The following is a 9885-nucleotide window of genomic DNA, read 5'->3' as shown; positions in this document are numbered from 1 at the left end:
TGTATAAGAGACAGGTCTTGGGACGCCAGGATTTACCCAATAATCAAATAAGTTCAACAAAGCGCACGCGCTCAACGCAAAGCAAGGAAGGACTGCCTCATGACTTTTTCGAAATGGACGGCTCTACTGGTCTGTGCCATCACATCGGCCCTGGGTGGAGCGGCTTTGGCACAGGACTGGCCCAATCGGCCGATCAAAATCGTGGTGCCCTTTGGTGCAGGTGGGGTTGCCGATTTAACGGCACGCACCGTAGCGCAAAAGTTGGGCGAGAACATGGGTCAAAGCATCGTCATTGAAAACAAGCCCGGTGCAGGTGGTGTTGTGGCGCGATGAACAGCACGCACGGGTACGTTATCGGGGGACAGAATGGGAAGCGCGTTTAGTCGAAGGGGAGCGGCTTGGTCAAGGCCATGAAAGTTATCTGATTGCTGGCCGTGATGGGCATGAATGGCTGTTGCGTTGCCAAACCAAACCAACAAACGAAACCAACAGCGACAAATAAATTGAGGATGTGATCGAATGCAATATAAAAAATTACTGGTGTTATTGAGTTGTGTATTGTCTTCATGGGCCTTGGCGGATGTTTCACCGCCGCCCGAGGCTGCCAGCGGTCGTGTAGAAAAATCAGCCGCTATCGTGGCCGAAAAGGCCATGATTGTTACCGCCCATCCCTTGGCCAGTGAAGTGGGAAAAACCATTTTGCAACAAGGTGGCAGTGCGGTAGATGCGGTGATTGCCGCGCAATGGGTGTTGGGCTTGGTTGAACCGCAATCTTCCGGTATCGGGGGCGGCGGTTTTTTGTTATCACATCATCTGCGTGAAGGGTTGACGGCATGGGATGGCCGCGAGACTGCCCCTGCCAGCGCAACACCCCAGCGGTTTTTACAAGCCAATGGTCAGCCGATGCCGTTTGCTGAGGCAGTTGCCAGTGGCCAAGCCGTTGGAACGCCGGGTTTGGTGGCGATGTTGTATGCCGCGCATCAGCGGCAAGGTAAATTGCCGTGGGCTAAGTTGGCTGAACCCGCGATTCGTTTAGCCGAGGCCGGTTTTCCGGTATCGCCACGCTTGCATACCCTGTTGAGCAAAGAAACCCGCCTACAGCAAGACCCTGCTGCGCGTGCTTATTTCTTCACTGCCGAGGGACAACCCCATCCGGTGGGGACGTTGTTACGCAATCCGGCGTATGCCGACACCTTGCGTCGGATTGCCGCACATGGGCCTCAAGGGTTTTATCAAGGTGAGGTGGCGCGTGATATGGTCGCCGCTGTGAAAAATCACGCCAAAGCTGGGGATTTGTCGTTGCAAGATTTGGCACAGTATCAAGCCAAAATCCGTTCTCCGCTGTGTGCCCCTTACCGGCAATGGAACGTATGTGGAATGCCTGCGCCCAGCTCCGGTGGGGTTGCGGTATTGCAAATGTTGGGTGTGCTGTCGCGGTTTGAGATGGCCAAGCTTTCCCCTGTGTCAGTAGAGGCCGTGCATCTATTCAGTGAAGCAGGGCGTTTAGCCTTTGCCGACCGTGAGCGTTATCTTGCCGATCCCGATTTTGTCGCTGTGCCGCAACAGGCTTTATTAGACCCGGTGTACTTGGCGCTACGCAGTCAACGAATTGACCCAGTGCGTAGCCACGGCAGTCAGCCTGCCGGTCAACCTGCTGGAGTGAAAACCGCACAAGCAGAAAACCATTCCGCCGATTTGCCCTCGACCACGCATTTGGTGGCGTTTGATGCTGAAGGTGGCGTGGCATCGATGACCAGCTCGATTGAGGATGCGTTTGGCAGTCGTATTATGGTGCGAGGCTTCTTATTGAACAATCAACTCACCGACTTTTCCTTCTTGCCAGAAAAAGAGGGTGTGCCAGTGGCGAATCGTCTTGAGGGCGGCAAACGTCCACGCAGCAGCATGGCGCCGACGCTGTTATTCAATCGACAGGGTGAAGCGGTGATGGCTGTGGGTTCACCCGGCGGCAGCTTGATTATTCCTTATGTGGCAAAAGCCATCTTGGCCTTGACCGATTGGCGTTTAACACCGCAAGCGGCAGCAAATTTACCGCATTATGGCAGCCGCAATGCCGCCACTGAGTTGGAACAAGGGCAAGGCTTAGACAACCTGACCGAGGCGCTACAACAACGCGGTCACAGTGTGAAGCTGTTGCCGATGACCAGCGGCTTGTCGATTATTGCCAAACAAGCCGATGGTCGATTGATTGGCGGGGCAGACCCCCGCCGTGAGGGGGTAGTCGCGGGGTTTTAAGCCGCTGCTCCGGTGGCGATGGGGCGGCTTGGTTCGCTGCACCATTCGCTCCACGAACCGGCATACAGTCGTCCACCGTGCCAACCAAGATGCGCCAGTGCCAATAAGTTATGGCAGGCGGTGACACCAGAACCGCATTGGTGAATCGCTTGTTTGGCGGTCTGTGGTGTGAGATAGGTTTGCCATTCATCACGTAGCTGTGACAGCGGCTTAAATGTCCCGTCGGCATTGAGATTGTGTTGAAAGAAGCGATTTTTTGCCCCGGGAATATGGCCGCCAACAGGGTCTAATGTCTCATCTTGGCCAGCAAAACGGTTGGGGGCGCGGGCATCAATCAAACATAAATCAGGCTGCGATAACTGCTGTAACACCGTGGCGGCGTTGACCACCTGCTCCAGTGCGGGACGCAATAAAAATTGGCTGCCGTTGCGGCTGGGTTGTAGGCCATCAATTTGGCCTTGTGCCTGTTGCCATGCTTGCCAACCCCCATCCAACACGGCTACAGCTTCATGTCCCAACCAGCGCAACAACCACCATGCGCGGGCAGCAAACATACCGCCTGCATCGTCATAGGCAATCACTTGTTTATCGGCGGTGATGCCGATACGACCGAATAAGCTGGCGAGGCGGCCAATATCCGGTAAGGGGTGGCGGCCATTTTTTCCGGTGCAGGGCCCTGACAAATCGCGGTCGAGATGCACAAAATGTGCACCGTGGATATGAGCAAAGGCATACGCTTGTTCACCGTATCGTGGATCGGCCAGACTGTGGCGACAATCGAGGATAACGATGTTATCGCTGGCAAGGGCGGCCAGTTGTGAAGCAGAAACGAGGGTGGTTAACATGGCTCACGCTCCTTGTTTTCGTTCAACACGCAGCAAGAAAGTCAGCTCACCATTGGCTAACTCTTGCTGTTCAACACCAATAAAATGCAAATCTGACGGCAACAGAATGCTGATGCCTTGTCCAATACCAATGCGGCTCCATTGGCGTTGTAACCGTTTTTGTACTGCTTGAGTGGGGACGGTTTGGGTGGTATCGAGGGCAAAGCCGTAGCTTTCTGCGGCATGGTCGAGGGTGTCTTGCAGTGTTTGCCGTGGCACAAATTTTTCCACCACCTCGCTCATACTGGCAATCGACACCGCTTCTTGTGATTCGCACAACCCCAGCACATCGTCTTTGAACTGTTGTTGCTGTTGTGGGTCAGGCAAAGTGTCGGCCAATTCTGTAATTACCTCGGTCAGCATTTTGCTGCTCGATTGGCTGTCGGGGACGCGCAACGCTTGTAAAAATGCCTCAACCCAGAATTGGCTTTCTTTACCAAAGCGATCTAGCGCATATACCGTGGGGCTGCTTTCCAGTAACAAGGCCCCTTTATCAATCAAGCGTGGGTTAATACCCGAGGCGTGGGCTAGGTCTAAAACGCCGTGTTGATCGATGATGGTGAGAAACTCATCGCGAACTTCGGCTTTGAAAATGCCAATCCCGCGTGTCTCGCCCTCGTCACCTAAACCTTCAAACAGAATCACCAACACATCGCCTTCGCTGATTTTGGGATGCTGTGATTGTTGATAGAGATGTTGTGCGATTTGGCGTGAGAGGGTTAAAAAGTCGATTTCTTCGCGGAAAAACTGCCGCGAAAGGGTGTACAGCACATTGTGTTGCAGATGAATGGGGTGGATAAACTGATATTGCCGTTTGCTATCATAAATCCCGTGTAGATAGCCTTCTAAAATCAGTTTTTCCACTGCAGGGCTGACGCTGGCGCTGCGGTCGGACAGCAATAAGGCTTCTTGGCGGGTGGGATTGCCTACACGGTGGACAGCTAAACAGCTCACGCGGGCCGATTGCATCATCAATTTCCTTGTGTCGAAGGTTCGGCAAGAGAGGATAGCTCATTTAATGCAATGGCGGAGGCGGTGGGTGTGGGTTCAATGGTATGTAACCGTGGTTGCACGGCACCGGAGGGGGCAAGGGTTTCTGTCGGCTTGGGTGGGCGGTCGATAAAGTTTTGATAACGGAACGGGGCTTCATCTCGACCAGATAACATCCACACCCCAACCACCGCCGCACCTATGCTGGCTAAGACCAAGGTAATAAACAATCCCCATAGAATATAACGCATTTGCTAAATCTCACTTTTTTATTGGTCGAATCATAGTGCAATGCACGGGCTGATGTCTTGTTTGTCATCGCAGATGGCCATAGATTGAAGGCTGTTTCTGTTGCCTCAATGTGAGGTGCTTTCGACCAAATGAGCCCAATACTGAGGATAAAATTATGAATGAGAAAATGAAATATCATATTGCTGTTCAGCCAGAGGCGTTTTATCTGACAGAACATTCCCACCCTGACAAAGAGCAATATGTGTTTGCCTATCGTATTCGTTTAACCAATGAGGGTTCGGTATCGGCAAAGTTGTTAACGCGGCATTGGGTGATTACTGACGAAAACGGTCATCAAGAAGAAGTGCGCGGGCCGGGGGTGGTTGGTGAAAATCCACAGCTAGCACCCGGGCAGACTTTTGAATATATGAGTGGAGCACGCTTAAAAACGCCGGTTGGGATGATGCAAGGTTCGTATTCGATGCTGGCCGAAGATGGCACGCAGTTTGAGGCAGAAATCCCTGCGTTTACCCTCGCTGGGCCGCGTGTTTTGCACTAATCCTGCCACAGGATTTGGCCGTGGCAGAGTTCGTTAAGCTGTTGTTGGATGCTGTCGCGTTGTTCGCTTTTGAGACTGAAGGTCAGTTGCACCTGTTGGCCGTGGCTGACTTGTTCGAGGCTTAATTGATGTTGGGCTATAACGCGCCGCACCACGCCTTCAAGAGCGTACGGTACGGCACATTGCAGGCGGGATAGGATAAAGACAGGGATTTTTTCCGCCTGCAATAGCGCTTGTGCCACGCTATCGGTATAAGCGCGCACCAATCCGCCGGCGCCCAGTTTAACGCCGCCAAAGTAGCGGACGACGGTGGCTAAGACGCCATCGAGTTGTTGATGGCGCAAGACATCGAGCATAGGTCGTCCGGCGGTGCCGCTGGGTACGCCATCATCCACCGCTGCCGACTGCCCACCAGCCAATAATGCCCAACAAATATGCGCTGCTTGTGGATGTTCTGCCCACAGTTGTTGTACGCGCTGCTGTGCCTGCTGGCGGTCTGCCATCGGTTCAACGCAGGCGATAAACTGGCTTTTTTTGATGGTCAAGGTGTGGTGGACGGCTTGATGGAGGGTATAGGGCATGGTTTTAAGGCGAATTTGGATGAACATGCGCCGCATATTCACCCGACAACAAAATTAAATGGTCGATTTGGGCCGCCACGCATTGACCATAGCGACCAGTGAGAGCATCACTGGTACTTCAACCAATACACCGACGACCGTAGCGAGGGCGGCGCCGGATTGTAAACCAAATAGCGAAATCGCAACTGCCACTGCTAATTCAAAAAAATTAGACGTACCAATTAAACAAGCTGGCCCAGCGATGTCGTGTGCGAGCCGCAAGCGTTTTGCTGCCCACCAACTCAAAAAGAAAATCCCATAAGTCTGCAACAACAACGGAATAGCGATCAGCGCAATAATTGTCGGTTGTGTTAACAGCGTTGGCGCCTGAAAACCAAACAGCAAGACCACTGTTGCAATCAAACCCAATACCGAAAACGGTTTTAGCCGACCGACAAAGTCTGAGATTGCCGCTCCACCCCGCGCCGCCAGCGCCCGCCGCGTTGCCATGCCAGCCAATAAAGGTAACACCACATACAAGACGGTAGAAAGCAACAGCGTTTCCCACGGCACAGTGACATCAGTGACCCCGAGCAAAAACGCAGCAATCGGCGCAAACGCCACAACCATGATTAAATCGTTGACCGATACCTGCACCAGCGTGTAATTGGCATCGCCTTTAACCAGTTGGCTCCACACAAACACCATTGCCGTACACGGTGCGACACCGAGTAAAATCATGCCGGCAATGTATTCAGATGCTGAGGTGGGATCGACCCACGGTGCAAACAGATATTGAAAAAACAGTACCGCTAAACCAGCCATCGTAAACGGTTTCACCAGCCAGTTAATCACCAAGGTTAAGAACAAGCCTTGTGGTTTGCTGCCGATCTCTTTTACTGCCGACCAATCAATTTGAATCATCATTGGGTAAATCATCACCCAAATAAACACAGCCACGACCAAATTCACTTGCGCATATTCCCATCCTGCTATCATTTGAAAAACAGTCGGAAATAGCGAACCCAACGCCACCCCAGCAGCAATACCGAGTGCGACCCACAGGGTTAAAAACCGTTCAAATAAACCCATTTTTTCTCTCTTAGTATTGGTGAGATTAACAAGGACTTTGACAGCGGGCCGCAGGTAAATCAAAACAGGGCACTCCCTGACAGCAATTGGTGGTTAAATAAGCCAATAATTGATTCATGGTATTTAAATCGGCGCGGTAAATTAAATGGCGGCCTTGTCGCTCGACCGTGACCAGATTGGCATGAAGTAATTCTTTTAGATGAAAAGAAATCGCCGACGGTGCCAAACCGAGTTTTTCCGTGATGCCGGTTGGTTTCATCCCTTCGGTGCCGGTTTCAATCAATAAACGAAACAACCGTAAACGAGTTTCTTGAGCAAGGGCGGCGAGCCCAGCAATCACATCAGTTTCTTGCATTACAATTTATCCATGAGAATGAGCCTGAGTTGGCAATTTAAGCGTTGTCAGCCAACACAACAGTAACATCAATGCCGAGCCAAGTAAGGCAGCAGACAGGCCGCCATACTGATACAAGATGCCGGACAACAGGGTACCGATAAACCGACCGAGCGCATTGGCGGCATAATAAAAACCGACATCTTCAGCGGCTTTTTCCGAACCAGCATACGCCAACACCAAGTAAGAATGCACTGACGAATTGATCGCAAAGGCGAAACCAAACAAACCCAATCCGATCACCACCACCCATGCAAGGGCAGGAATGTCTTGCCATACAGCAACCGCTAACGCTAGAGGAATCAGCATCAGTATGGCCGACCAGTGTTGTGCCGCTGGCACTTCTGTTTGCAGACCGTTACTGCTGCGTTTGACAATCTGTGGTGCTAAACCTTGCACGACACCATAAGCAATGGTCCACAAGGCTAAAAATGTCCCGACCATGCTAAAAGTCCAGCCGACCGAATATAAAAAGACTGGCAGCCCAACCACAAACCACACATCTCGTGCGCCAAACAACACCACTCGTGCTGCTGCTAATAGGTTGATGGCGCGGCTTTTTGCCAAAAATTCTTTGGTTGAGCGTGAAGCCTTCGTTTTTCCCATCATCTGTGGCAAAGAAAACACCACACCAATCAGGACACAGCCTAACAACCCTGCCATCAACCACAGTGAAGCTTGAAAACCGAAACTTTCGAGCAAAGCCCCACCGAGGAAAAAACCGATGCCTTTCATAGCATTTTTACTGCCGGTGAACCATGCCACCCATTGAAATAATTGCCCATTGTCGTTGGCCGTTGCAGCAGCGGATTGGGTGATTTTAATGGCCGATTTGCTGGCGGTTTTGGTGAGGTCTTTGGCAATCCCACAGATTCCCTGTGCCATCACTACCCAAGCCACCGAAAGCGTCGCTGTCCAAGTTGGATCAAGCAAAGACAGCAAACCAAAGCCCAGTATCTGGGTGCTTAATCCAATGCTTAACATACGAGTAATGCCAAAACGCGCTGCCAGCCAGCCACCAATCAAATTCGCCACAATCCCTGCGGCTTCATACAACAAAAACAGAAAGGCAAGGGTAAAAGGGGAATAACCAAGGCGGTAAAAATGGAATAAAACCAACATCCGCAAGGCGCCATCCGATAGGGTAAATCCCCAATAAGCGGCGGTGACAATCGCGTAGTGGCGGGCAGCGTGAGACATGGTTTACAACCCCTGTTGTTCCAGATAGCAAGCCAAATCTACCATCCGGCAGGCATAGCCCATCTCGTTATCGTACCAAGCATACACTTTTAACAAAGTACCATCGGTGACGAGGGTGGAAGGTGCATCGATGATGGCACTGCGGGTATCTTGTGCATAATCGACACTGACTAAGGGGCGTTCTTCATAGCCTAAAATCCCTGCTAACTCGCCTGCTGCGGCTTTGGCGAATAGAGCATTCACTTCTTCGGCATCGGTAGCGCGGTTGAGCTCAAAGACACAATCGGTCAACGAGGCATTCAACACGGGGGCGCGCACTGCATGGCCATTTAATTTGCCTTTTAGCTCGGGATAAATCAGTGCAATCGCGGTGGCACTGCCGGTGGTGGTTGGGGCGAGGCTAGTCATTGCACTGCGTGCGCGGCGTAAGTCTTTATGCGGTGCATCTACGACTAAGTTGGTATTTGTAGGGTCGTGAATGGTGGTGATTTGACCGTGTTTAATCCCAAAATTTTCATGCACAACTTTTACCACGGGCGCAAGGCAATTGGTGGTGCACGACGCAGCGGTGACAATGGTGTCTGTGGCTGGGTTGTAATGGGTGTGGTTAATGCCCATTACGATATTCAGCACATTGCCGGTTTTGACCGGTGCCGCAACAATCACCCGCTTGGCGCCGCGTGCCAAATGCCCTTGCAAGGTTTCTGGGGTCAGAAACTTGCCGGTACATTCCAACACCACATCTACCCCAAGCTCTCCCCACGGAATCTCTGCCGCAGTGGCATGGGCACTCCAAGACAATTTCTTGTCACCAATCCACAGGCTGTCTTCACCTTCGGCGCGGATGTTTTCGCGCCATTTGCCTTGTACGCTATCAAAAGCCAGCAAATGGGCGGCTGTTGCAACACCGCCTTTGATTTCATTGAGATGGACGACATCAAGCCGATTGTTGGCGCGTGGATCGTCGAGTGGCCGTTCTGCCGCACCCATCGCCGCCCGTAACGCCAAACGCCCAATCCGCCCCATACCATTGATACCTACACGCATTTTTTATCCCCTTTTTGTTAAACATTTCAACAATGGTTGAATTATTGTAGCAATAGATTGCAGTTTGATGAAACCTGCACCGATTGGGTGGAATAAAAAAGAGCAGCACGTAGCTGCTCCGATGGCCGGTATGAGGAAAATTAGCTGCGGCCGATGTTGTCTAGATGGTGTTTGAGTGACATTGCATCTAATTTGTCGAATGGCAAGCTAATAAACAAGGAAATGCGCCGGCTCAGTTGGCGGTAAGCGGCGGAAATGGCTTCACGTTGGGCGGTGTCGCTACCCGTAACGCGGTTTGGATCATCAATGCCCCAGTGTGCAGTCATGGGCTGTCCCGGCCACACTGGGCAGACTTCGCCTGCGGCGTTGTCGCACACGGTAAATACAAAATCCATTTTTGGCGCGTCGGTGGTGGCAAATTCATCCCAGCTTTTGCTACGCAAATCAGCGGTGGGTAGTTTTTGTTGGTTCAGCAGTTCGAGCACCAAAGGGTTGATATGGCCAGCGGGTTGACTACCGGCGCTAAAAGCATGAAATTTGCCTTTGCCGGTGTAATTCAATAGGGCTTCTGCCATGATGCTACGGGCAGAGTTGCCGGTGCATAGAAAGAGGACATTGAAGGGGGCGTGTTCCTGTCTCTTATACACATCTGACGCTGCCGACGATCTTACGCGT

At 51.8% G+C, this 9885-nt stretch carries 13 protein-coding genes; 4 read left to right on the top strand and 9 right to left on the bottom strand.

The window, feature by feature from the left end:
• Nucleotides 1-99 precede the first annotated feature (99 nt).
• The 3 genes from ACTBZS_RS10825 to ggt are packed head-to-tail and all read left to right on the top strand — an operon-like array spanning nt 100 to nt 2253.
• Nucleotides 100-333 carry a Bug family tripartite tricarboxylate transporter substrate binding protein gene (locus ACTBZS_RS10825; RefSeq protein ID WP_463044130.1) on the top strand — a complete coding sequence of 78 codons (234 nt, stop codon included), beginning with the start codon at nt 100-102 and terminating at the stop codon, nt 331-333.
• Nucleotides 317-502 carry a hypothetical protein gene (locus ACTBZS_RS10820; RefSeq protein ID WP_463044129.1) on the top strand — a complete coding sequence of 62 codons (186 nt, stop codon included), beginning with the start codon at nt 317-319 and terminating at the stop codon, nt 500-502. Before ACTBZS_RS10825 ends, ACTBZS_RS10820 begins: the two co-directional genes overlap by 17 nt.
• A gap of 17 nt (nt 503-519) precedes the next feature.
• Nucleotides 520-2253, top strand: a complete 1734-nt coding sequence (gene ggt / locus ACTBZS_RS10815; RefSeq protein ID WP_463044128.1) for a gamma-glutamyltransferase — start codon at nt 520-522, stop codon at nt 2251-2253.
• Here the strand turns inward: ggt and ACTBZS_RS10810 are convergent.
• From ACTBZS_RS10810 to ACTBZS_RS10800, 3 genes are read right to left on the bottom strand one after another with little or no spacing between them, the layout of a single operon-like run.
• Nucleotides 2250-3098 (bottom strand): sulfurtransferase, encoded by an 849-nt coding sequence (locus ACTBZS_RS10810; RefSeq protein WP_463044127.1) that lies wholly within the window; start codon nt 3096-3098, stop codon nt 2250-2252. The genes ggt and ACTBZS_RS10810 overlap by 4 nt on opposite strands.
• A gap of 3 nt (nt 3099-3101) precedes the next feature.
• Nucleotides 3102-4109, bottom strand: a complete 1008-nt coding sequence (locus ACTBZS_RS10805; protein WP_463044126.1) for a nucleoid-associated protein — start codon at nt 4107-4109, stop codon at nt 3102-3104.
• Complete coding sequence (locus tag ACTBZS_RS10800) at nt 4109-4378, bottom strand: hypothetical protein (RefSeq protein WP_463044125.1); 270 nt, start codon at nt 4376-4378, stop codon at nt 4109-4111. The genes ACTBZS_RS10805 and ACTBZS_RS10800 overlap by 1 nt, the downstream gene beginning before the upstream one ends.
• Nucleotides 4379-4533: 155 nt before the next feature.
• Between ACTBZS_RS10800 and apaG the strand changes: the two genes are divergently transcribed.
• Nucleotides 4534-4917, top strand: a complete 384-nt coding sequence (gene apaG / locus ACTBZS_RS10795) for a Co2+/Mg2+ efflux protein ApaG (RefSeq protein WP_022652851.1) — start codon at nt 4534-4536, stop codon at nt 4915-4917.
• Here apaG and ACTBZS_RS10790 read toward each other — a convergent pair.
• The 6 genes from ACTBZS_RS10790 to ACTBZS_RS10765 all read right to left on the bottom strand — a co-directional run.
• Nucleotides 4914-5525: an IMPACT family protein gene (locus tag ACTBZS_RS10790; protein ID WP_463044124.1), complete on the bottom strand. Its 612-nt coding sequence runs from the start codon at nt 5523-5525 to the stop codon at nt 4914-4916. The two genes, apaG and ACTBZS_RS10790, sit on opposite strands and share 4 nt — an antisense overlap.
• A gap of 27 nt (nt 5526-5552) precedes the next feature.
• Nucleotides 5553-6569 (bottom strand): ACR3 family arsenite efflux transporter, encoded by a 1017-nt coding sequence (arsB, locus tag ACTBZS_RS10785; RefSeq protein ID WP_463044123.1) that lies wholly within the window; start codon nt 6567-6569, stop codon nt 5553-5555.
• 25 nt (nt 6570-6594) lie between these two features.
• Nucleotides 6595-6924, bottom strand: a complete 330-nt coding sequence (locus ACTBZS_RS10780; RefSeq protein WP_463044122.1) for an ArsR/SmtB family transcription factor — start codon at nt 6922-6924, stop codon at nt 6595-6597.
• 6 nt (nt 6925-6930) lie between these two features.
• On the bottom strand, nt 6931-8163 hold the full coding sequence (gene arsJ / locus ACTBZS_RS10775) for an organoarsenical effux MFS transporter ArsJ (RefSeq protein WP_463044121.1): 1233 nt from the start codon (nt 8161-8163) through the stop codon (nt 6931-6933).
• Between the two features lie 3 nt (nt 8164-8166).
• The gene (locus tag ACTBZS_RS10770; protein WP_463044120.1) at nt 8167-9210 is read right to left on the bottom strand and encodes an ArsJ-associated glyceraldehyde-3-phosphate dehydrogenase; all 1044 of its coding nucleotides are present in this window, start codon (nt 9208-9210) and stop codon (nt 8167-8169) included.
• A gap of 140 nt (nt 9211-9350) precedes the next feature.
• Nucleotides 9351-9885 (bottom strand): arsenate reductase ArsC (locus tag ACTBZS_RS10765; RefSeq protein ID WP_463044119.1); only part of this gene is annotated, 535 nt, incomplete at its 5' end.

This window comes from Aquaspirillum sp. (assembly GCF_055136605.1).
Note: the sequence above shows the minus strand (reverse complement) of the source record. Positions and strands in the feature narration are given on the sequence as shown.